At 72.3% G+C, this 20,123-nt stretch carries 20 protein-coding genes and 4 tRNA genes; 17 read left to right on the forward strand and 7 right to left on the reverse strand.

What is annotated here, in order from left to right:
* Positions 1-218 precede the first annotated feature (218 nt).
* The 3 genes from DCW30_RS30260 to DCW30_RS30270 form a co-directional block, all read right to left on the reverse strand.
* Positions 219-878 (reverse strand): response regulator transcription factor, encoded by a 660-nt coding sequence (locus DCW30_RS30260; RefSeq protein ID WP_076684993.1) that lies wholly within the window; start codon positions 876-878, stop codon positions 219-221.
* Positions 879-1,117: 239 nt separating this feature from the next.
* Entirely contained in the window at positions 1,118-2,473 is a 1,356-nt protein-coding gene (locus DCW30_RS30265) for a sensor histidine kinase (RefSeq protein ID WP_076684992.1), read from the reverse strand.
* A 237-nt stretch (positions 2,474-2,710) separates the two neighbouring features.
* Complete coding sequence (locus DCW30_RS30270) at positions 2,711-3,907, reverse strand: sensor histidine kinase (protein WP_129299915.1); 1,197 nt, start codon at positions 3,905-3,907, stop codon at positions 2,711-2,713.
* Between the two features lie 250 nt (positions 3,908-4,157).
* Here DCW30_RS30270 and DCW30_RS30275 point away from each other — a divergent pair, with 250 nt between their 5' ends.
* The 13 genes from DCW30_RS30275 (at position 4,158) to DCW30_RS30335 (ending at position 16,166) form a co-directional block, all read left to right on the forward strand.
* Positions 4,158-4,547, forward strand: a complete 390-nt coding sequence (locus DCW30_RS30275; RefSeq protein WP_062780278.1) for an NADH-quinone oxidoreductase subunit A — start codon at positions 4,158-4,160, stop codon at positions 4,545-4,547.
* The gene (locus tag DCW30_RS30280; protein WP_076684990.1) at positions 4,538-5,296 is read left to right on the forward strand and encodes an NADH-quinone oxidoreductase subunit B; all 759 of its coding nucleotides are present in this window, start codon (positions 4,538-4,540) and stop codon (positions 5,294-5,296) included. The genes DCW30_RS30275 and DCW30_RS30280 overlap by 10 nt, the downstream gene beginning before the upstream one ends.
* Positions 5,293-6,594, forward strand: coding sequence for an NADH-quinone oxidoreductase subunit C (locus DCW30_RS30285; protein WP_076684989.1), 1,302 nt, complete (start codon positions 5,293-5,295; stop codon positions 6,592-6,594). The genes DCW30_RS30280 and DCW30_RS30285 overlap by 4 nt, the downstream gene beginning before the upstream one ends.
* On the forward strand, positions 6,591-7,559 hold the full coding sequence (locus DCW30_RS30290; RefSeq protein ID WP_076684988.1) for a complex I subunit 1/NuoH family protein: 969 nt from the start codon (positions 6,591-6,593) through the stop codon (positions 7,557-7,559). The genes DCW30_RS30285 and DCW30_RS30290 overlap by 4 nt, the downstream gene beginning before the upstream one ends.
* Positions 7,559-8,152 carry a NuoI/complex I 23 kDa subunit family protein gene (locus tag DCW30_RS30295; protein WP_076684987.1) on the forward strand — a complete coding sequence of 198 codons (594 nt, stop codon included), beginning with the start codon at positions 7,559-7,561 and terminating at the stop codon, positions 8,150-8,152. The genes DCW30_RS30290 and DCW30_RS30295 overlap by 1 nt, the downstream gene beginning before the upstream one ends.
* Positions 8,149-8,784 carry an NADH-quinone oxidoreductase subunit J family protein gene (locus tag DCW30_RS30300; RefSeq protein WP_062780282.1) on the forward strand — a complete coding sequence of 212 codons (636 nt, stop codon included), beginning with the start codon at positions 8,149-8,151 and terminating at the stop codon, positions 8,782-8,784. Before DCW30_RS30295 ends, DCW30_RS30300 begins: the two co-directional genes overlap by 4 nt.
* A complete protein-coding gene (nuoK, locus tag DCW30_RS30305) occupies positions 8,784-9,170 on the forward strand; it encodes an NADH-quinone oxidoreductase subunit NuoK (protein ID WP_076684986.1) in 387 nt (128 codons plus the stop codon). The genes DCW30_RS30300 and nuoK overlap by 1 nt, the downstream gene beginning before the upstream one ends.
* Positions 9,167-11,158, forward strand: coding sequence for an NADH-quinone oxidoreductase subunit 5 family protein (locus tag DCW30_RS30310; protein WP_076684985.1), 1,992 nt, complete (start codon positions 9,167-9,169; stop codon positions 11,156-11,158). The genes nuoK and DCW30_RS30310 overlap by 4 nt, the downstream gene beginning before the upstream one ends.
* A 6-nt stretch (positions 11,159-11,164) precedes the next feature.
* The gene (locus DCW30_RS30315; RefSeq protein WP_076684984.1) at positions 11,165-12,754 is read left to right on the forward strand and encodes an NADH-quinone oxidoreductase subunit M; all 1,590 of its coding nucleotides are present in this window, start codon (positions 11,165-11,167) and stop codon (positions 12,752-12,754) included.
* Positions 12,751-14,283, forward strand: a complete 1,533-nt coding sequence (locus DCW30_RS30320) for an NADH-quinone oxidoreductase subunit N (RefSeq protein ID WP_076684983.1) — start codon at positions 12,751-12,753, stop codon at positions 14,281-14,283. Before DCW30_RS30315 ends, DCW30_RS30320 begins: the two co-directional genes overlap by 4 nt.
* A gap of 161 nt (positions 14,284-14,444) precedes the next feature.
* On the forward strand, positions 14,445-15,308 hold the full coding sequence (htpX, locus tag DCW30_RS30325; protein ID WP_076684982.1) for a zinc metalloprotease HtpX: 864 nt from the start codon (positions 14,445-14,447) through the stop codon (positions 15,306-15,308).
* A complete protein-coding gene (locus tag DCW30_RS30330; protein ID WP_062780288.1) occupies positions 15,305-15,697 on the forward strand; it encodes a YccF domain-containing protein in 393 nt (130 codons plus the stop codon). The genes htpX and DCW30_RS30330 overlap by 4 nt, the downstream gene beginning before the upstream one ends.
* Positions 15,698-15,899: 202 nt before the next feature.
* Entirely contained in the window at positions 15,900-16,166 is a 267-nt protein-coding gene (locus tag DCW30_RS30335; RefSeq protein WP_062780289.1) for a GlsB/YeaQ/YmgE family stress response membrane protein, read from the forward strand.
* Between the two features lie 131 nt (positions 16,167-16,297).
* Here DCW30_RS30335 and DCW30_RS30340 read toward each other — a convergent pair.
* Both DCW30_RS30340 and DCW30_RS30345 read right to left on the reverse strand, forming a co-directional pair.
* Positions 16,298-16,372 (reverse strand) — tRNA-Ala (locus tag DCW30_RS30340).
* Between the two features lie 71 nt (positions 16,373-16,443).
* The gene (locus DCW30_RS30345) at positions 16,444-16,932 is read right to left on the reverse strand and encodes a YajQ family cyclic di-GMP-binding protein (RefSeq protein WP_062780290.1); all 489 of its coding nucleotides are present in this window, start codon (positions 16,930-16,932) and stop codon (positions 16,444-16,446) included.
* A 196-nt stretch (positions 16,933-17,128) separates the two neighbouring features.
* On the opposite strand from DCW30_RS30345, the gene DCW30_RS30350 reads away from it, so the two are divergent.
* Positions 17,129-17,210, forward strand: a tRNA-Tyr gene (locus DCW30_RS30350).
* An 82-nt stretch (positions 17,211-17,292) separates the two neighbouring features.
* Positions 17,293-17,505 carry a hypothetical protein gene (locus tag DCW30_RS30355; protein WP_062780314.1) on the forward strand — a complete coding sequence of 71 codons (213 nt, stop codon included), beginning with the start codon at positions 17,293-17,295 and terminating at the stop codon, positions 17,503-17,505.
* Between the two features lie 52 nt (positions 17,506-17,557).
* On the opposite strand, the gene DCW30_RS30360 is transcribed toward DCW30_RS30355, so the two are convergent.
* Positions 17,558-18,214: an SDR family oxidoreductase gene (locus DCW30_RS30360; protein WP_062780291.1), complete on the reverse strand. Its 657-nt coding sequence runs from the start codon at positions 18,212-18,214 to the stop codon at positions 17,558-17,560.
* 133 nt (positions 18,215-18,347) lie between these two features.
* Positions 18,348-19,649, reverse strand: a complete 1,302-nt coding sequence (locus DCW30_RS30365; protein ID WP_129299916.1) for an amidohydrolase family protein — start codon at positions 19,647-19,649, stop codon at positions 18,348-18,350.
* A 265-nt stretch (positions 19,650-19,914) separates the two neighbouring features.
* Here DCW30_RS30365 and DCW30_RS30370 point away from each other — a divergent pair.
* Positions 19,915-19,987: transfer RNA gene (locus tag DCW30_RS30370), tRNA-Thr, on the forward strand.
* A 47-nt stretch (positions 19,988-20,034) separates the two neighbouring features.
* A tRNA-Met gene (locus tag DCW30_RS30375) sits at positions 20,035-20,107 on the forward strand.
* Positions 20,108-20,123 lie beyond the last annotated feature (16 nt).

The following is a 20,123-nucleotide window of genomic DNA, read 5'->3' on the forward strand; positions in this document are numbered from 1 at the left end:
GGGTATCTCGCATGATGGCCGCCCCTTTGAGACGCCGTCTTGCGCTGGTCTGCCATGGTTTGCCTCGCCCCCCGGCCCTTCATGGATGGCACTCCCCGCTCATCCTTTGGTTGTAGGACTGTCTGTGGCTCGTACGGCTGTTCATTGCGCTGTGTGATCGCGCGGTGGTGCCGAGTGACGCCGTTGAGCAGGACGTCACCCGGCAGATTGTCCGCTCGTCACGAGTTGAGGTAGGTGAGAACGGCGAGCACGCGACGGTGATCCCCGTCACTCGGGGACAGTCCGAGCTTCAGGAAGATGTTGCTCACGTGCTTCTCCACCGCCCCGTCGCTCACCACGAGCTGCCGGGCGACCGCGGAGTTCGTCCGCCCTTCGGCCATCAGGCCGAGCACCTCGCGCTCACGCGGCGTGAGCCCCGCGAGGACGTCCTGCTTGCGGCTGCGGCCGAGGAGCTGCGCCACGACCTCCGGGTCGAGCGCCGTGCCGCCCTCGGCCACCCGCACCACCGCGTCGACGAACTCCCGCACCTCGGCGACGCGGTCCTTGAGCAGATAGCCCACGCCCCGGCTCGACCCGGCGAGCAGCTCCGTGGCGTACTGCTCCTCGACGTACTGCGAGAGGACCAGCACACCGAGGTCCGGGTGCCGGGAGCGCAGGTACACCGCGGCCCGCACCCCTTCGTCGGTGTGCGTCGGCGGCATCCGCACGTCGGCCACGACCACGTCGGGCAGGGCGTCGCGCGCCGCGAGGTCGGTGATCGTCTTGATCAGCGCGTCCGCGTCCCCCACCCCGGCGACCACGTCGTGCCCGCGGTCGGTCAGCAACCGGGTCAGGCCCTCCCTGAGCAGCACTGAATCCTCGGCGATGACCACCCGCACTGTGTCCTCCACTGTTCTCGGCCCCCCGACCGCTCGGCTGCCGGGCCCCGTCCGACGCGGGTCGCGTCGGCCCGTACACCCGGCCCCCTCAGTATCGCGCGATCCGCGGCGGCTCACCGGCTCTGTCACCGGACCGCGCGCACCCGTGACACACCGCGCCGCCCCCGGTCCGGGGAACGGACCGGGGGCGGCACACGGACGGCGTGCGGCGGGGCGGCCCGGCGGCGCCGCCCGTCGACTCAGCCCTGGCGCCACGGCAGTTCGGCCGTGACCGCGGTCGGGCCGCCCTGCGGCGAGTCCACCACGAGGATTCCGTCGACCGCGTCGAGCCGCTCCGCGAGCCCCGCGAGCCCGGAGCCCGCCGAGACGTCGGCGCCGCCCGCGCCGTTGTCGATGACCTGGAGCATCAGCCGGTCGTCGGAGCGCCACACGTCGACCGAGCCCTGCGTCGCCCGGCTGTGCTTGCTGATGTTCTGCAGCAGCTCGGAGACCGTGAAGTACGCGATGCCCTCGATGGCCGCCGCGGGGCGCGCCGCCAGGTCGACCTCCACCTGGACCGGCACCGTGCAGCGGGCGGCGAGCGCGGACAGCGCCGCGTCGAGGCCGCGGTCGGTGAGGACGGCGGGGTGGATGCCGCGGGCCAGGTCGCGCAGTTCCTGGAGGGCGATCTTCACCTCGCCGTGGGCCTCGTCGACCATGCGGGCGGCGGCCTCGGGGTCCTCGGTCAGCTTCTCCTTGGCGAGGCCCAGGTCCATGGCGAGGGCGACGAGGCGGGCCTGCGCGCCGTCGTGCAGGTCGCGCTCGATGCGGCGCAGGTCGGCCGCCGCGGTGTCCACGACGACGCCGCGGTCCGACTCCAGCTCGACGACGCGGGAGGCGAGACGCGAGGGGCCGAGCAGCCCCGCGACCAGGACGCGGTCCACGGTCGTCAGGGCCCGCAGGATCCAGGGGGCGGCCAGCGTGACGAGCAGCCCGGTCGCCGCGGTGACGCCGATCTCGAAGGGGTTGTCGAGGTAGATGCGGTGGTTGTCGTCGCCGTAGAGCTGGATGCCGCCCTGCCCGCCGTACAGCGGGAAGAGCCAGAACCACAGCGGATACGTCAGCATCACCCAGCCGTAGCTCCAGAAGGCCACCGCCACGACGAACGAGAAGATGGACCACGGCATGAGCAGCAGCGAGTAGAGCACGTGCCGCCAGGACGCGCCGCTCTTGAGGACGGCCCCGATGACCGAGAACGCGCCGCGTGCACGGGGCCGCAGCGGCTCCGGCGCCGCGATGTCCAGGTCGAGCAGTGCCCTCGCCCTGGTGCGCTCCAGGGCGCCGAACCCGCGGCACCCCGCCAGGGCGGCGGCGAGCACCGGGATGCCGATGAAGGTGATCAGCAGACCCGCGCCGAGGGAGAGCATGGTGACCGCGAAGACGAAGGCCGTGATGCCGATGGGCAGGCTCAGCAGGGTGTAGCCGAACTCCTTCCACGCGCGGGCCTCGACCGGCGCGCGCAGCCCGGCGGGCAGGCGGCGCCTGCGCCCGACGCCGTCTCCGCGGAAGCCGGACCGCTCCATGTACGCGTACCCCTGTCCGTGGTCCATGGTCATCGGTGCCATCCGTTTCTGCTAGAGCTGCCTCGTTGCCGTGCTGACAGCGTCGCGTGGTGCGGCGGGCACGGCCATGGAGTGCGTCGGCGTCTTGGGGCGGGGGTTTTCCCTACCCCTGGGCGTTTTCGGGCGAGACCGCTGGCACTCCCGGGCGAGACCCCGGGCCCCCGGGCGAGGCCTCCGGGCACTGCCGGGCGAGGCCTCCGGGCGCTGCCGGGCGGAGGCCCTTGGGCGCTCTCAGGTACGGGGCGTGCCCGAAGCCCTGTCCAGGGAGCGGTCGCGCCACGGCAGTTCCGCCGTGATCGTCGTGGGGCCGCCCGGCGGCGAGTCGATGACGAAGAGCCCGTCGACGGCGCCGAGCCGGTCGGCGAGCCCCGCCATGCCCGAGCCGCCGTCGAGCCGCGCGCCGCCCTTGCCGTCGTCCCACACCTGGATCAGCAGACGGTCATCGGTGCGCCACACGTCGACGCTCGCGTTCCGGGCCCCGCTGTGCTTGCTGACGTTCTGCAGCAGCTCGGAGACCGTGAAGTACGCGCTGCCCTCGATGGCCGCCGCCGGACGGGCCGGCAGGTCGGCGGTGACCTTCACCGGCACCGTGCAGCGGGCGGCGAGGGAGGAGAGCGCGGCGCCGAGGCCGCGGTCGGTGAGGACGGCGGGGTGGATGCCGCGGGCCAGGTCGCGCAGTTCCTGGAGGGCGATCTTCACCTCGCCGTGGGCCTCGTCGACCATGCGGGCGGCGGCCTCGGGGTCCTCGGTCAGCTTCTCCTTGGCGAGGCCCAGGTCCATGGCGAGGGCGACGAGGCGGGCCTGCGCGCCGTCGTGCAGGTCGCGCTCGATGCGGCGCAGGTCGGCCGCCGCGGTGTCCACGACGACGCCGCGGTCCGACTCCAGCTCGGCGATGCGCCGCTCCAGCTCGTCGGAGGGGCACAGGAGCGCGCGCACCAGCGCCCGGTCCACGTTGGTCAGGCCGCGCGCCACGTAGGGCAGCACCGGCCAGAGGACGAAGAGGCCGACGGTCATGACGACGAAGGTGAAGATGCCCCAGGGCAGCCGCAGGAACGCGTACAGCATCGTGCGCCAGCCCACCGGGTCGCGCAGGCTCGACCACAGCCAGCCGGGGAAGCCGCGCCTGCCGATCCCCGGCATCGGGCTCGGTTCCTCCACCCGCACCCCGAGCAGCTTCCTGGCCCGCGCCCGCTCGAACCTGCCGAACAGGCGCGCGCCGAGCAGCCCCAGCGCGAGCAGCGGCAGGCCGACGACCGTCACCGTGAGGCCGGCGCCCGTCGCGAGGACGGTGACCGCGTAGACGAAGCCGACGATCCCCACCGGCAGGTTCGCCAGGAGATGGGCGATCTCCTGCCAGGTGTGCCGGGGGTAGGCGAGTCGTGCCGGCGGCGGCCGGTCGTCGTGGGAAGGCATGGCGCGTGCGGTCATACGCGCCAGAGTGCCCGGCGCCCCGCCCGAACGCCATGAGGTACCCCGCCCGGAGACCCGGGGGATAACCCCACCCCGGCCCGGCGCGTACGCGCCGCCGTGTGCTGACCGATGCGTGACGCGTCGCTTACGGAGTCTTTAGCAGGCCCTAGACTCCCGTGCGTACAGATCGTCGAACGGGATCGGATTCAGGGCGGTCGCGGAGTGAACGGGACCGGCATCGAGCGCGGTCAGGGAGTGAGGGGCTGACGTGCACGTGACGAACGTCGCGGCGAGCTACTACCAGTCGTACTCCGTCGTCGGACTGCTCGCCCTCGTGGGCACGCTGTTCGTCGCCGTCGCCTTCGGCGCGGGGCGGCTGCTCCGCCCGGTGGTGCCGACGCCCGAGAAACTCCTGACGTACGAGTGCGGCGTCGACCCCGTCGGCGAGGGCTGGGCCCACACCCAGGTCCGCTACTACGTCTACGCCTTCCTCTACGTGATCTTCGCCGTCGACTCGATCTTCCTCTTCCCCTGGGCGACGGTCTTCGCCGCGCCCGGCTACGGCGCGACGACGCTCGTGGAGATGTTCATCTTCCTCGGCTTCCTCGCCGTGGGCCTGCTGTACGCATACAAGAAGGGCGTCCTCACATGGACGTGAGTGCCGTGACCCCCGCCCCCGTGCCCGCCGGTCCCGTGGACCTCCCGGAGCCGAAGAGGCTGGGCGTGCTGTCGCGCCTCGCCCCCGAGCCGATGAAGGTGGTCCTCAACTGGGGCCGCCGCTACTCCCTCTGGGTCTTCAACTTCGGCCTCGCCTGCTGCGCCATCGAGTTCATCGCCGCGTCCATGGCGCGCCACGACTTCATCCGGCTCGGCGTCATCCCGTTCGCGCCGGGGCCGCGCCAGGCCGACCTGATGGTCGTCTCCGGCACCGTCACGGACAAGATGGCGCCCGCCGTGAAGCGCCTGTACGAGCAGATGCCCGAGCCGAAGTACGTCATCTCCTTCGGCGCCTGCTCCAACTGCGGCGGCCCCTACTGGGACTCCTACTCCGTCACCAAGGGCGTCGACCAGATCATCCCCGTCGACGTCTACGTCCCCGGCTGCCCGCCCCGCCCCGAGGCGCTGCTCCAGGGCATCCTGAAGCTCCAGGAGAAGATCGCGAACGAGTCGCTCGCGGAGCGGTACGGGAACGCCGTCCGTCCGTCCGCGGCGGCGCTGCGGAGCGGGCTGGTGCGAGGGCCGTCCGCGCCTGAGCCGTCCGCGCCTGAGCCGTCCGCGTCTGGGCCGTCCGCGTCTGAGCCGTCCGCGCCGGGGTCGGCTTCGGGGGCGGCTTCCGACCCGGGGTCCGGGGCGGCTTCGGGCTCCGAGGGGGCCGCGGCTCCGCGGGCGGGGGAGGGGGAGCGGTGACCGGCTGGCTGCCGAGCCCCGTCGAGGAGCTCTTCGGTCCGGAGGCCACGGCCGACGAGTCGTACGACGTCCTGACCGTCGACGTGCCCCCGGCCCAGTGGATCACCGCGCTCGAAACCGCTCGCACCACGCTGGCCTGCACGTACTTCGACTGGCTGAGCGCGGTCGACGAGCCGGGCACGGGCTTCCGCGTCTGCGCCCACGTCGTGGCGCTCTCCCCGGTACGACGCCTCCTGCTCCGGACGACGGTCGCGCACGAGGCCCCGGCGCTCGCCTCCGCGGTCGGCGTGTACGCGGGCGCCGCGTGGCACGAGCGGGAGACCCACGAGATGTTCGGCGTGACGTTCGAGGGCCACCCCGGACTGGCCCCGCTGCTGCTCCCCGACAGCTTCGAGGGCCACCCGCTGCGCAAGGACTTCGTGCTCGCCGCCCGCGTCGCCAAGGCCTGGCCGGGTGCCAAGGAGCCGGGCGAGTCGGAACACGGCGGCCCCAAGCGCCGCCAGATGCTGCCCCCCGGCGTGCCCGACCCCAACGAGTGGGGCCCTCTCAAGGGCCAGCTCCCGCCCGCTCCGGCGCGTCCGGCGCGCGGTGCGGGGCGCGCGGGTGCGGCGGGCGCGGGTGCCGCGGGCCGGGCCGCAGGTGAACGCCCCGTGCGGCGGAACCGCAGCGTGAGCCAGGGCTCCGCCAGCCAGGCCGCGCCGACGCCCCCGCCCGAGGCCGCCACGGCCACGCCCGACGAGCCGGAGCCCCAGGCCCGCCCCCCGAGGCGCTCCCGCAGCGCGAGCCAGGGCTCGGCTTCCCAACGGACGGAGAGCCCGGCCCCGGCCACGCCGCAGCCCTCGGGCACGCCGGAGACCTCGGGCACGCCGGAGGCCCCGGCCACGCCGCAGCCCTCGGGTACGCCGGAGGCCCCGGGCACGCCGGAGGCCACGGGCACGCCGGAAGGCACGGCTCCGCCGGATGGCACGGCTTCGCCCGAGGCGGAGGCCCCGGCTTCGCCCGAGGCCCCGGCTTCGGCTCCGGTTGTGGCGAAGCCCGCCGCCCCGCGCGGCTCCGACGCCCCGTGGCACCACGCCCGCCCGGCGTACGAGCCGACGGACCAGCCGAAGCCGAAGCGCCCCCGGACCACCGGCCGGACCGGAGTGACCGCGGAACCCGAGCCCACGACGGGACCCGACGACGCCCCCGGCGCCGATGACACCCGGGACACCGGGGGCAGCAGCGGCACCGGAAACACCACCGACCACACAGACACCACGGACACCACAGACACCGGAAGTGCCGGAGGCCACGAGTGAACGACGCCCTCGACGTCGCCCTGCGCCTCGTCATCGTCTTCGCGGCGTTCCTGGTCCTGCCCCTCGTCGTCGGCCAGACCGAGCACAAGGTGATGGCCCACATGCAGGGCCGCCTCGGCCCCATGCACGCGGGCGGCTTCCACGGCTGGGCCCAGCTCGTCGCCGACGGCGTCAAGTTCGCCCAGAAGGAAGACGTCGTCCCGGCGGCGGCCGACCGCCGCGTCTTCCAGCTGGCCCCCGCGATCGCCCTCCTGCCCTACCTCCTCGTCCTCATCGCGATCCCGATCGGCCCCGGCGAGGGCGCGGTCGGCGAAGTCGTCGACGCGGGCGTCTTCTTCGTGCTCGCGGTCATGGGCGTCGGCGTACTCGGCTCGCTCATGGCGGGCTGGGCCAGCGCCAACAAGTTCTCCCTCCTCGGCGGCCTCCGCACCGCCGCCCAGCTCCTCGCCTACGAACTCCCGATGCTGCTCGCCGCCGCCTCGGTCGCCATGGCGGCGGGCACGGTCTCGCTGCCCGGCATCGTCGACGCCTTCGAGTGGTGGTGGCTGCCCTGGCAGATCGTCGGCGCGCTCGTCTTCTTCGTCGCGGGCCTCGCCGAACTCCAGCGCCCGCCCTTCGACATGCCGGTCGCCGACTCCGAGATCATCTTCGGTGCCTACACCGAGTACACCGGGCTGCGCTTCGCCCTGTTCCTCCTCGCCGAGTACGCCGGGATCGTCGTCCTGTGCGGTCTGACCACCGTCCTCTTCCTGGGCGGCTGGCACGGCCCGTGGGGAGCCGACGGACTGGGCTGGGTCTGGACCCTGCTCAAGACGGCCGTCCTCGCCTTCGTCGTGATCTGGCTGCGCGTGTCCTACCCGCGTCTCCGCGAGGACCAGCTCCAGAAGCTCGCCTGGACCCTGCTCATCCCCCTCGCCCTGGCGCAGATCGCGCTGACCGGCATCGTGAAGGTGGCGATCAACTGATGTCCCCGATCCCAGGGTCAGGCCTGGCCAAGGGCCTCGCCGTCACCCTCCGCACGATGACGCGGAAGACCGTCACCGAGCAGTACCCCGAGGCCCAGCCGGAACTCCCGCCGCGCACCCGCGGCGTCATCGGCCTCTTCGAGGAGAACTGCACGGTCTGCATGCTGTGCGCCCGCGAGTGCCCCGACTGGTGCATCTACATCGACTCCCACAAGGAGACGGTGCCGCCCGCCGCCCCCGGCGGACGCGAGCGCAGCCGCAACGTCCTCGACCGCTTCGCCATCGACTTCGCCCTCTGCATGTACTGCGGCATCTGCATCGAGGTCTGCCCCTTCGACGCCCTCTTCTGGTCCCCGGAGTTCGAGTACGCCGAGACCGACATCCACGAACTCACCCACGAGCGCAACAAGCTCCGCGAGTGGATGTGGACGGTCCCCGCGCCGCCGGCCCTCGACCCCGGCGCCGAGGATCCGAAGGAACTCGCCACCGCCCGCAAGACCGCCGACAAACTGGCCGCCGCCGAAGCCGGTCCCGCAGCCGCCCCGCAGCCGCCCGTCCCCGGTGAGCCCGAGCCGCAGGAAGGTGAGTCGTGAGCCCCGCAGCAGCCACCGCGGCGACAGCCGCCGCGACCGCGGAGAGCCACGGTTTCCTCTCCCCGACCGGCGTCGAGATCGCCTTCCTCCTCGTCGGCCTCGTCACCCTCGGCGCGGCGGTCATCACCGTCACCACCCGGCAGCTGGTGCACGCCGCCCTGTGGCTGGTGGTGGCGCTCGGCGGCCTCGCCGTCGAGTACCTCCTGCTCACCGCGGAGTTCATCGCCTGGGTGCAGGTCCTCATCTACGTCGGTTCCGTCGTCGTCCTCCTGCTCTTCGGCCTGATGCTCACCAAGGCCCCCATCGGCCGGTCCCCGGACGCCGACTCACGCAACCGGCCGGTCGCCCTCGCCGTGGCCCTCCTCGCCGCCGCAGCCCTGGTCTGGGTCGTCGTGGACGCGTTCCGCACCACGGTGATCGACCTGGACGGCGCCGCCCAGGGCTCCACCGACGTGACGGGCTCGATCCTCTTCCGGCACTGGGTGCTCCCCTTCGAGGCGCTCTCGGTCCTCCTCCTCGCGGCCCTGATCGGCGCGATCGTCCTCTCCCGCAAGAAGGCCGCCGAGGACACCACCGCCAGCCCCGCCACCGACCCGCACGAGGACGCGCCGACCCCGGAGGGTGACCGCTGATGCACCTCCATCTCGCCTACCCCGCCGTCCTGGCCGCCCTCCTCTTCTGCGTCGGCGTCTACGGCGTCCTCGCCCGCCGCAACGCGATCCTCGTCCTGATGTCCGTCGAGCTGATGCTCAACGCCGTCAACCTCAACCTCGTCGCCTTCGACGTCTGGCTCCGCGACTCCCTCCACGCCGGCCAGGCCCTGACCCTCTTCACCATCGCCATCGCCGCCGCCGAGATCGGCATCGGCCTGGCGATCGTCCTCGCGGTCTACCGCAACCGCGGCAGCTCCGCCGTCGACGAACTCCGCGACACCGCCGAGAGCGCCGCCGAAGAACCCGACCCGGCACAGGAGCCACGGCAGGCGAAGCCGTCGCAGAAGGCTGAGGCCACCGCGTGACCACGACCACCCTCGCCGTCCTCGTCCCCCTCCTGCCGTTCCTCGGCGCGGTGGCCGGCCTGCTGTTCGGCCACCGGGTCCCCGGTCTCGTACGTCCCCTCGCGGTCCTGCCCACGCTGACGGCGCTGCTGCTCGCCGTTCTCGTGGCCGTCCGCCAGGGCGGCGGCCGGGCCGTCGACGCCGCCACCGAACTCACCCCGACCGGCTCCGTCCCCGTCGAACTCGCCCTGCACATCGACGGCTTCGCCGCTCTCGTCGCCGTCCTGGTCGGCGTCGTCGCCTCCTGCGTGCAGATCTACTCGACGGGCTACCTGCGCGAGGACCCGCGCTACCCCTCGTACGCCGCTCTCGTCTCCCTCTTCACCTCCGCGATGCTGCTCGTCGTCTACTCCGGCGACCTGATGGTGCTCCTGGTCGGCTGGGAGATCATGGGCATCTGCTCGTACTTCCTCGTCGGCCACTACTGGGAGACGCCCGAGGCGCGCGCCGCCTCCCTCAAGGCCTTCCTGGTCACCAAGCTCGGCGACGTCCCCTTCCTGATCGGCCTGTTCGCGCTCGCCGCGGACACGGGCTCCTTCCGCGTCACGACGATCCTCGCGAGGGTCGCGGACGGCGGCCTCGACCACCCCACGCTGATCGCCCTGCTGCTCCTGGCGGGCGTGGCGGGCAAGTCCGCGCAGTTCCCGCTGCACACCTGGCTGCCCGACGCGATGGCGGGCCCCACACCCGTCTCCGCGCTGATCCACGCCGCCACGATGGTCGCCGCCGGTGTCTACTTCGTGGCCCGGCTCCTCCCCGTCTTCGCCACCTCCGGCGCGGCCCTGGTCGTCCTCGCCGTCATGGCCGCCGTCACCATGGCCGGTTCGGCCCTCGCCGCGCTCGCCCAGGACGACATCAAGCGCGTCCTCGCCTACTCGACGATCGGCCAGCTCGGATACATGACCGGCGCCCTCGCCGTCGGCGACCGCGGCGCCGCCGTCTTCCACCTCCTGTCCCACGGCGCCTTCAAGGCGCTGCTGTTCCTCGCGGCAGGCGTGATCATCCACGTCGCCGGCACCAACTCGCTGGCCGCCATGTCCCGTATGAAGGGGCTGCGCGACCGCGTCCCGGACGCCTACTGGACGATGACCGTGGCGCTCCTCGCGCTCGCCGCGATCCCGCCGTTCAGCGGCTTCTTCTCCAAGGAGGCGGTGCTCGGCGCCGCCGAGCACGCCGCCACGGGCCACGCCGTCGCGCCCACCGCCGCGGGCTGGATCGTGCTCGTCGCCGGCCTGCTGGCCGCCCTCCTCACCGCCGCGTACGCGACGCGCCTGTGGCTGCTCGCCTTCCACGGCAGGGGGACCGAGGCCCCCGACCACGGCAGGCAGCCCGTCGCGATGACGGCCGTGCTCTGGGTCCTCGCGATCCCCTCCCTCGCCTTCGGTCTCTCCGTCGGTGTGCTGCCTGACTGGTTCGACGGCGGCTCGCTCACCCCGACGCTCACGACCTCCGTCCTCGGCACGGGCCTCGCGCTCATCGGCGCCCTCGTCACCTACGGCGCCTGGCGGCACACCACCGCACTCGCCGCGCGCGTCCCGATGGGCGCGGTGGCCGCGAGTCCGGGCGGCGACGGGGGAGCGGTCGAGGCGGAGGCCATCGCCACTCACCGGCCCGCCTACGGGGACGTGGCGTCCGCCCCCGACCCGGCCGACCCCGGACGCCTGCTGCTCGGCCCCGTGCACCGCCACGCGGCGGCCGGCTTCCGGCTCGACGCCGTCTACACCGCCCTGTTCGTCCGCCCGGTCCAGGCCGCCGCGCGCCTCGTGCGCTTCCTCGACCGCGAGGTCGTCGACACGTACGTGCGCGGCGCGGGCACCGCACCCCGCTGGCTCGGCGCTGCCGTGCGGCGCGCGCAGACCGGCAACGTGCAGACCTATCTGAGCGCGCTGCTCGCAGGCACGGTCGTCCTGGCCGTCGCCGCCGTCCTCGTCGCCACCGCCGGAGCGTGAGCAGCCGTGATCGGTATCAGTGAGTCCGTGATGCAGTTTCTTCTGGCGTTGACCGTCGTCGGCCCGCTCATCGGCGCGGTGGCCGCTCTCCTGCCGGCCCCGCCCGGACTGAAGGGGAAGTCACCCGACCAGGCGGTCCTGCGGCACGGCGTGTTCGTGACCGGAGTGATCCTGCTCGGCGCGCTCATCCTGGCGCTCGCCTTCGACCACGACCAGCCGTCGAAGATGCAGGCCACGACCGATATCAGCTGGATCCCCGCACTCGACGTGCGCATCCACCTCGGCATCGACGGCATCTCGCTCCCCCTTCTGGTCCTGACCGCGCTGCTGACCTTCCTCTGCGCGCTCTACTCCTTCTTCAAGCCGCCCACGGGCCCGTCCCCGAAGGCGTTCGTCGCCCTGCTCCTCGTGCTGGAGTCCGGCACCCTCGCGTCCTTCGCCGTCCTCGATCTGCTGCTGTTCTTCCTGGCGTTCGAGATGGTGCTCATCCCGATGTACTTCCTCATCGCCCGCTGGGGCGGTGAGCAAAGAACCCGCGCCGCCTGGAAGTTCATCCTCTACACGCTGCTCGGCTCGGTCGTGATGCTGCTGGGGCTCCTCCTCATCGGGCTGAGGTCCGGCACTTTCGACATGGTGGCACTCGCCACTGACAACGGCCTGGGGCTGAGCACATCCGTGCAGGTCATCGCCGTTCTGGCGATCGGGATCGGGCTCGCGGTCAAGACGCCGATGTGGCCGCTGCACAGCTGGCTGCCCGACGCCCACACCGCCGCGCCGACCGTCGGCTCCGTCCTGCTGGCCGGTGTACTGCTGAAGATGGGTACGTACGGGTTCGTCCGGATCGCCCTGCCCATCGCCCCCGACGGCATGCGGGAGTTCGCGCCGTACCTCGCGGCCCTCGCGGTCGTCGGGATCATCTACGGGTCCCTCGCCTGCCTCGCGCTCGCCAGGCAGGGCGCGAAGGGCGACCTCAAGCGCCTCATCGCGTATTCGTCCGTGGGCCACATGGGCTTCGTCCTGCTCGGCATCGCGACGATGAGCCCGACCGGCGTGAACGGCGCGCTGTTCGCCAACATCGCCCACGGCCTCATCACCGGCCTGCTCTTCTTCCTCGTCGGCGCCTTGAAGGACCGCACCGGCACCACCGACCTCGACGCGCTCGCGCGGGAGTCGGGCGCCGCCCTCTACGGCAGGGCGCCCCGCCTCGGCGGCCTGCTCGCCTTCGGCGCCGTCGCCTCCCTCGGACTGCCGGGCCTCGCCGGGTTCTGGGGCGAGATGCTGGCGCTGTTCGGAGCGTTCGAGCCCGCCGACGGCCTGAGCCGCCCCGCCTTCCTCACGTTCATGGCGATCGCCGCCCTCGGGACCCTGCTCACCGCCGCGTACCTGCTCATCGTCGTACGCCGTGTCTGCATGGGCCCGATGCCGCAGGCCGGCGCAGAGCCCGCGCCCGAGGCGCTCCCCGACGTCCGCGGCTACGAGTTCGCCGCGTGGAGCCCGCTCGTGGCCCTCACCGTCCTCGCCGGGCTCTGGCCCGCGGCACTCCTCGGCCTGACCGACCCGGCCGTGCAGAAGCTCCTCACTGGAGGCAAGTCGTGACCGTGGCCGCCGAAAGCGCCGCAAGCCTCGTCCAGTCCGTCGACTGGCTCGCGATCGCGCCGCCGACCATCGCGGCGGTCGCCGGCCTCGTCGTGCTCGTCGCCGACCTCTTCCTGGGCGACGCCAGGAAGGCGCTCCTCGGCTGGATCTCCGTGGCGGGTCTCGCCGCGGCGGCGCTCGCCCTGCTACCCCTCCTGGACGAGGACCGTTCGACCTTCTGCCTCACCGGCGGCGGCACGCACGCGTGCAGCTACACCGCCGACCGCTTCACCCTCGTCATCCAGCTCCTCGTCCTCGGCGGCGCCCTCCTGGCCGCCCTGCTCTCCCTGAGCACCCTCAAGGACTCGGCTAAGGAACTGCCCGCGGGGGAGTACTGGTTCCTGCTGCTGTCCTCAGCCGCCGGCGCCGCCCTGCTGCCCGCCTCCCGCGACCTCGCCACGCTCATCGTCGCCCTGGAGGTCGCCTCCCTGCCCGCCTTCGCGCTCGTCGGTCTCAGGTATGGCGACAAGCGCTCCTCCGAAGCGGCCCTGAAGTTCTTCCTCTCCTCGGTCACCGCGACCGCCGTGAGCCTCATGGGCGTCAGCTTCGTGTACGCGGCCACCGGCACCCTGCACCTCACCGAGATCGCCGCCGAGCTGGACGACGTCGACGGCCAGCTCCACACGCTCGCCCAGACCGGCGTCGCCCTGACCCTGGTCGGCTTCGCCTTCAAGGTGGCGGCCGTCCCCTTCCACTTCTGGGTGCCCGACACCTACGTGGGCGCGCCCCTGCCGGTCGCCGCCTACCTCTCCGTCGTGGGCAAGGCCGTCGGCTTCACCGGGCTCATCCTCGTCACCGTCGTCGCCTTCCCCTCGTACGCGGACGTCTGGGGCCCCGCGCTCGCCGTCCTCGCCGCGCTCACCATGACCGCGGGCAACGTCGCGGCCCTGCGGCAGCGAACCACGCGCGCGTACAGCGCGGTCCGTCTCCTCGCCTGGTCCTCCGTGGGCCAGGCCGGCTACCTCCTGGTGCCGATCGCCGCCGCCGGATACGCCGACGAACCCGCCGACGCCGAGCGGGCCGTCGGCTCCACCGTGGCGTACGCCCTGATGTACGCGGCGGTGAACCTCGGGGCCTTCGCCGTGGCCGCGCTCGTCGGCCGCACCCAGCGGATGAACCGCGTCAGCGACTACCGCGGCCTGTACGCGCGCAGCCCGCTCGCCGCTCTCGTCCTCGGCTTCTTCCTGCTCTGCCTCGCGGGCCTGCCGCCCGGCATCATCGGCCTCTTCGCGAAGGTCACGGTCTTCTCGGCCGCGGTCGACGCCGGTCTCGGCTGGCTCGCCGTGGTGATGGCGGTGAACGTGGTGATCGCGCTCTTCTACTACCTCCAGTGGACAGCGCTGCTCTTCCGTGCCCCCGAGGGCGAGCCGGTGAGGCACCGGGTCCCCGCGCCCCTCACCGCCGCCATCGCGCTGACCGCGGTCCTCGGCGTCGCGCTCTCCGGAGCGCCCCAGCTCGTTCTGAGGTTCGCGGACACGGGCCTGTTCTGACGCGGCCCGCGCGGCCGTCACCCGCGCGGCCCACGGCGCTCCTGCGCGCACAAGGGAACTAGTGCTCCCCGCCTGGCGTTGACCAGTACGGGAGGGTCCACTGAACAGTGGAAGCACCAGTCAGCAGAGGGTTCCCCCACGCACCACCAGGAGGGCGTACCGTGCACCGCCGGCACAACGGGTTGAAGACCGCCGTACTCCTCGGGGGACTGTCCGCGCTCATCCTCGTCATCGGCAGTTTCTTCGGGCGTACGGGACTGGTCGTCGCGCTTTTCGTGGCGCTCGGCACCAATGCGTACGCCTACTGGAACAGCGACAAACTCGCCCTGCGAGCCATGCGCGCCCGCCCGGTCAGCGAGTTCGAGGCCCCCGGGCTCTACCGCATGGTCCGCGAGCTCTCCACCCAGGCCCGCCAGCCCATGCCCCGCCTGTACATCTCACCCACCGAGGCCCCGAACGCCTTCGCGACCGGCCGCAATCCCCGCAACGCGGCCGTGTGCTGCACGGACGGCATCCTGCGACTCCTGGACGAGCGCGAGCTGCGTGGCGTCATCGGCCACGAGCTCAGCCATGTCTACAACCGCGACATCCTGATCTCCTCGGTCGCCGGCGCCCTCGCCTCGGTGATCATGTTCCTGGTCAACTTCGCCTGGCTGATCCCGATCGGCCGTTCGAACGACAACGAGGGCCCCGGCATCTTCGGCATGCTCCTGATCATGCTGCTCGGCCCGATGGCGGCCTCCGTCATCCAGCTCGCGATCAGCCGCTCCAGGGAGTACGAGGCCGACGCGTCGGGCGCGCAGCTGACCGGCGACCCACTGGCCCTCGCCAGCGCCCTGCGCAAACTCGACGCGGGGACGAAGCAGCTGCCGCTGCCGCCGGAGCCGCGTCTGGAGACGGCGAGTCACATGATGATCGCCAACCCCTTCCGTCCGGGGCAGGGTATGTCCAAGATGTTCTCGACGCATCCGCCGATGGCGGAGCGCATCGCCCGACTCGAGCAGATGGCAGGTCGTCACCAGTGAAGACAATCCTGAACGTCATATGGCTCGTCCTGTGCGGCTTCTGGATGTTCCTCGCCTACCTCATCGCCGGGGCGCTGCTGTGCGTCACGGTCATCGGCATCCCCTTCGGCCTGGCGAGCTTCCGGATCGGCCGCTATGCCCTGTGGCCCTTCGGGTACACCACGGTCGAGCGCCGTGACGCGGGCGCGCCCTCCTGCGTGGGCAACGTCCTGTGGCTGGTCCTCGCGGGCTGGTGGCTCGCGATCGGCCACATCGTCACGGGCGTGCTGCTGTGCGTCACGATCATCGGCATCCCCCTGGGCATGGCCAACTTCAAGCTGATCCCGGTCTCGCTGCTGCCGCTCGGCCGCGACATCGTCCGCACGGACCAGCCGTTCGCCGCGCGCTAGACCAGCCGTTCGCCGCGCACTGGACCAGCCGTTCGGCGCGCACCAGAGCTGCGCGCTGACAGACCCCGCAGGCATACCCGCCGACGCCCTGGCGGACGTGTGTCGTGCACCTCACGTGGCACCGCAACCGCGTCCGACCGTACGTGCGTCCTACAGGACAACAGCGCACAAAAGCTCATCGCGCGGGAAAGGCAGGCACCGTATGGGCATCGTCAGTTGGATCGTTCTGGGACTGCTCGCGGGCGCCGCCGCCAAACTGCTGCTGCCCGGACGCGACCCGGGCGGCTTCATCGGCACGACCGTCATCGGCATCGCGGGCGCCTTCATCGGCGGCTGGCTCTCCGCCCGCTACCTCGACCGACCGATCGACAACCACTTCTACGACGGCGCCACCTGGGCGGCGGCCATCGGCGGCTCGCTCGTCCTGCTGGTCGGCTACCGCATCCTCTTCGGCCACTCGCGCCGCTGAGCGACGATTCACCCCGACTGCGGCCAGCAGCAAGGGCGGGCACCCGGTCCGGGTGCCCGCCCTCGTCGTCGTACGTCCGTACGTTCGTCGTCGTCCTGCGTTCGCCGACGTCATGTCATGGAGCGGAAGGGGGCGGGGCGGCCGGATTCGAACCGGCGTCCTCCTCCATGCTGTGTAGGCGCACTACCTCTGTGCTACGACCCCGCCTTGCCATGATCGTAAACGAGCGGCCCGCCACCGGAACAGTCGTTTTCCGGGGCCGCCCGCGGACCGCGACCTACCGGTAGTTCACGAACTGCAGGGCGAAGTCGAAGTCCTGCCCCTTGAGGAGCGCCTGCACGGCCTGGAGGTCGTCGCGGCTCTTGGAGCTGACCCGCAGCTCGTCGCCCTGGACCTGCGCCTTGACGCCCTTCGGGCCCTCATCACGAATGATCTTGGCGACCTTCTTCGCGTTCTCCTGGGAGATGCCCTCCTCGATGGAGGCGAAGATCTTGTACTCCTTGCCGGACAGCTGCGGCTCGCCCGCGTCCAGCGACTTCAGCGAGATGCCACGCTTGATCAGCTTGGACTGGAAGATGTCGAGGATCGCCTTGACCCGCTCCTCGCCGTTCGCCTCCATCAGGATCTTCTCCCCGGACCACGAGATCGAGGCGCCGGTGCCCTTGAAGTCGTAGCGCTGTGAAATCTCCTTGGCGGCCTGGTTGAGGGCGTTGTCGACCTCCTGCCGCTCGACCTTCGAGACGATGTCGAAACTGGAGTCGGCCATGTCCTGTGGCTCCTTGTATCGGGGTCTGCGTACTCAGCGGTTACACGGCCGCCTGACGCTGGCCGCATCCGCAAAGCCTAGCCACAGCCCCCGCGCGGGGCGCTGATCAATCGGGTGGCGAAGCACCCCTGTGCATCAGGTATCGTTTACGTCGTTGCCACGGAGCACCGCGAAAGCGGAGCGAGGCAGCAAACCCGGCGGTGTGCCCGAGCGGCCAAAGGGAGCAGACTGTAAATCTGCCGGCTCAGCCTTCCCAGGTTCGAATCCTGGCGCCGCCACATGAAGGTAAACCCCCTCCGAACTGCGGAAACGCAGGGCGGAGGGGGTTTCTTCGTGAGTGCGGGGCGCAGAATGGTCAGCATGTCGTCCCGTCGCAGAAGCTGCCCGGAGTGCCGCCGTGAGATCGCCGTCGTCGGCGGACGGTTCGCCCGCCACGACCCGCCGGGGCCGCGCGCCTCGGGTGAGCTGGTCTCCTGCCCGGGGTCCCGCAGGCAGGCGCCGCTGGGCGCCGCGCAGCCCGCCCTGGACGGCTACACCGTCCCGGAGGCCCCGGGGCAGCTCCCGCTCTTCTGAGGACGCCCCCAGAGGCTCCGTGACGCGAGCCGAACGGCGTGCCCGGAGCGCCTCAGTTGCCCGCGACCGACTTGACCGCCACCGACACCGGCACCGAACCGCTCACCAGCTCCAGCGTCAGGCCCGCCGTCGCCGACGTCTCCAGGAGTTCGGCCAGCACCGCGGCGACGTCGTCCCGGGGAACCGGCCCGCGGCCCGTCGACGCCTCCAGGCGCACCAGGCCCGTGCCCGCGTCGTCCGTCAGCATCCCGGGACGCAGGATCGTCCAGTCGAGGCCCGCACGCGCGCGTACGTTCGCGTCCGCCTCGCCCTTGGCCCTCAGATAGGCGTCGAAGACCTCGTCGCCCTGGTGCGTCGGATCGGCGCCCATGGACGACACGACGATGTACCGCCGCACGCCCGCGCGTTCCGCCGCGTCCGCGAAGAGCACGGCCGCCCCGCGGTCCACGGTGTCCTTGCGGTCGACGCCGCTGCCCGGACCCGCGCCCGCCGCGAACACGGCCGCGTCGGCCCCGCGCAGCCGGTCGGCGACCTCGTCGACCGAGGCCGACTCCAGGTCGCAGAGCACCGGTTCGGCGCCCGCCGCACGGAGATCGTCTCCCTGCCCGGCGTCGCGGATCAGTCCGGCGACCTCGTCGCCGCGCGCGGCGAGCAGCCGCTCCAGCCGCAGCGCGATCTGGCCATGTCCTCCAGCGATGACAATGCGCATGCTGTCGACCGTACGGCAGCGGGGACGGGATCGCCGCGCACGCGGACCCCGGCCCGCGCGTCCGGCCCCGCCGCGATCGCTCCAGGGCGACGAAAATCACCAGGCCCTTCCCCGTCAGCGGTCAAGGGGCGACTCAGGGTGACGTTTCTCCGCCCCTGGACCGGCCCGGCTCGTTGCCCGTCCCCTGGGCGCGTCCCTGGCGCGGCAGGTCCAGGGCCACGGCAGCCGCCGAATCGCAGTACTCCCGCACCGCGCTGGTCCGCGCCACCACGCGCCCCCGGTGCACCACGATGCGGCTGTACGCGAGGGACAGCGCCCCCGCGAGGCGGTCCCCCCGCACCGCGAGCAGCTCGGCGGGGAAACCCGCCTCCACCCGCACCTCCGGCAGGCCCATGGCCGCCCGAGCCGCCCCGCTCACCGCGTCGTAGGCCTTCTCGGGGCGCAGCCCGTACCGCGAGGCCAGCAGGTAGGCGGCCTCCAGCGGGTCCCCGCGGCCCACGGCGTTCGACGCGTCCCGCATGGCCCCGCTGCCCGCCGCGACCCGCACCCCCGCCGCGCGCAGCAGCCGCACGGGCGCGTCGCCGTGCCGCTCGGAGTTCGCGCAGCCGCCCTGCGGCAGGCAGACCACCGTCACGCCCGCCGCGGCGAGCTGTTCGGCGGTGCGGGATGCCACGTCCCTCGGCAGCCGGCCGAGCCCGCCGCAGGGGCCCACCGTGACGCCCGCGCGCAGGCCGCCCGCCATGGCGGCGAGCCGTCCGAGCCGCGCGGGATCGACGCCGTCCGTGTGCAGGTCGACCGGGCAGCCGTGCTCGGCGGCGAGTTCGAGGACCGCCTCCGCGTACCCCGTCGGGTCGGGGTCGAGATCCGGACAACCGCCCACCACGGAGGCGCCCATCTTCACCGCGTCCCGCAGCATCGCGAGCCCGTCGGCCCCCGCGACGCCGGTCAGCAGCCGGGGGACCGCGACCGCCGCCAGGTCGACGAGGCCCCGCAGGGAACGCCGCGCCTGGAGCACGGCCTCCATCGGACCGAGCCCCTGGACGTCGCCGATGCGCACATGCGACCGCAGGGCCGTCGCGCCGTGCCCGAGCTGGAGCAGGGCCGCCTCGGTGGCGCGGCGCTGCACGTCGGGCACGTCGTACGAGACGGGGCCCGGCACCTCGGCGGAGAGCGCCGTGTCGCCGTGCGCGTGCGGTTCGGCGGCGGCCGGGAGCAGGAGGTAGCCGCCGAGGTCCACGCGCGAGCCGTGCGCGGTCAGGCTGCCGGCCGTGCCGACCGCCTCGATGTGTCCGCCGCCGAGCCGGACGTCCACCGTGCGTCCGTCGGTGAGCCGGGCACCGCAGAGCAGCAGGGAACCGGAATCCGCCGGGTCGAAACCGAACGGTCCCGATGAGGGGCCGGAGGAGTGGGGCTGCTGCGGCTGGCTGTCGGGCATCGCACTCCTGGGGTCGGGGCGGCTGCTGTGGGTCCGGGGTGGCTGCGGGGGATGCGAGGGGCGCCAAGATCACGCAGCGTGTGCCGAGCCTAGGACGACGACAGGTCCGCTTCGAGGAGGAGCGCAATAGTCGTACCGGTGTGGTGCGACGGGTGCGGATGGGGCGTCGAGAGGCTGCCGGGACGGCTCCCCGGATGGCCGCGGAGAGCCGCCGGGAATCGGATTTGGGCGATCGGCGACCAACCGTGTAATGTCTTCATCGCTCGCCCCAATAGCTCAGTCGGTAGAGCGTCTCCATGGTAAGGAGAAGGTCTGCGGTTCGATTCCGCATTGGGGCTCTGATGTCGAGTGATCCTCGCTTTCGGGCGAGGGGATCCGGCATCGCAGCGGTGTAGCTCAGTCGGTAGAGCAAGCGGCTCATAATCGCTGTGTCACCGGTTCAAGTCCGGTCACCGCTACTGCTGGTAGCCGATT

It is taken from the genome of Streptomyces alfalfae (genome assembly GCF_004127445.1).
In the GTDB taxonomy this organism is placed as follows: Bacteria; Actinomycetota; Actinomycetes; order Streptomycetales; family Streptomycetaceae; genus Streptomyces; species Streptomyces alfalfae.

Excerpts from the sequence above, each read along its gene's own strand:
- DCW30_RS30270 (WP_129299915.1), bottom strand. The coding sequence starts at position 3,907 with ATGACCGCACGCGCCATGCCTTCCCACGACGACCGGCCGCCGCCGGCA.
- DCW30_RS30335 (WP_062780289.1), top strand. The coding sequence starts at position 15,900 with ATGGGCATCGTCAGTTGGATCGTTCTGGGACTGCTCGCGGGCGCCGCC.
- DCW30_RS30265 (WP_076684992.1), bottom strand. The coding sequence starts at position 2,473 with ATGACCATGGACCACGGACAGGGGTACGCGTACATGGAGCGGTCCGGC.
- DCW30_RS30280 (WP_076684990.1), top strand. The coding sequence starts at position 4,538 with ATGGACGTGAGTGCCGTGACCCCCGCCCCCGTGCCCGCCGGTCCCGTG.
- DCW30_RS30295 (WP_076684987.1), top strand. The coding sequence starts at position 7,559 with ATGTCCCCGATCCCAGGGTCAGGCCTGGCCAAGGGCCTCGCCGTCACC.
- DCW30_RS30345 (WP_062780290.1), bottom strand. The coding sequence starts at position 16,932 with ATGGCCGACTCCAGTTTCGACATCGTCTCGAAGGTCGAGCGGCAGGAG.
- DCW30_RS30355 (WP_062780314.1), top strand. The coding sequence starts at position 17,293 with ATGTCGTCCCGTCGCAGAAGCTGCCCGGAGTGCCGCCGTGAGATCGCC.
- nuoK (WP_076684986.1), top strand. The coding sequence starts at position 8,784 with ATGCACCTCCATCTCGCCTACCCCGCCGTCCTGGCCGCCCTCCTCTTC.
- DCW30_RS30365 (WP_129299916.1), bottom strand. The coding sequence starts at position 19,649 with ATGCCCGACAGCCAGCCGCAGCAGCCCCACTCCTCCGGCCCCTCATCG.
- DCW30_RS30360 (WP_062780291.1), bottom strand. The coding sequence starts at position 18,214 with ATGCGCATTGTCATCGCTGGAGGACATGGCCAGATCGCGCTGCGGCTG.